Here is a 1,020-nt window from a genome sequence, read left to right on the forward strand (position 1 = left end):
ACTCAGAGATCAGATAAAGATCAAAAAGTATAAAGAACAAAGCCAGCAGAATATTACCACTGAACAAACTCTGCCAGGCTAAAGCACCAAGCAGTAGGATAACAAGTGTCTTAGAAGCCATCTGATTCACCTCCCTTTCAGCATTTTGGACTAACCAACTCCCTTATCTGCTTTCACCTCCTTAAATTTAGGCATAAAAAAAGAGCTGCCTGAACAGCCTCAGTTAAGAGACTCTCCAGACAGCTCAGTGTCTTTAAGTATTCAGTTATGCTCTAGGGGGTGGGGCGTCGAACGTCGATCTGAAATTCATAATTAAGACGTGGTCCCTCTAGAAATTATGTGTAATTTTTGAGATTACTAATAGGGAAAAACCCTTTTAAAATGCTAAAGATCTTCAAAAACAAGGTGTAAATTACTATATCTATTTAAGGAGTTACTTCCCTGCTTAATAAACTCCCAAGTTTCTTCATATTCACCTTCGACAGCAAAACTATCCTTTCTAATAAAATCTAAAAACTCTAATTCCCTTTCAAAATAGCTATCACTAAATTCTTCAGCTTTATCTACTTTTTGATTATCATCAACATTTGCATCATTGTGAAGTACATGCTCTAAATTACAGGATAGGTAGTAAGCATTATATGGAATCCCATTTATTTTAGAATGCCTACTCAGTCTATCCATGATGCTGCTTTTTTTATCATTTCTTTTCTTTGTGTTTTCAGGATGTCTGGTACATAACTTATCAACATAATAGTAATTCTTATCCTTATCATGTTTTTCGATCAAATCTTCACTGATATATGCTCCGTCAGTATCCAATAAATGAATAATTTCTAAAATATCCCCTTTATTATAATGTTCTTTGTCCAAAAAAGATAATACTTCTTCATTTATTACTTCTATCACATTACGAGAATCAACTCCATTCCTGGTAGTTATATCTCCACGAGCAATTTGAAATTCAATCTCTTTATCCTCAAATATCTCAGAAAAAATAAGACCAAAAGATATTTCCTC

1 protein-coding gene is annotated in these 1,020 nt (G+C 33.6%); it reads right to left on the reverse strand.

All coding sequences use genetic code 11. The features are described 5' to 3' along the window. Nucleotides 1-384 precede the first annotated feature (384 nt). The coding region (locus tag CI949_RS20850) for a hypothetical protein (RefSeq protein ID WP_290769958.1) at nt 385-1,020 on the reverse strand (636 nt) is incomplete at its 5' end.

This window comes from Halanaerobium sp., from assembly GCF_003070835.1.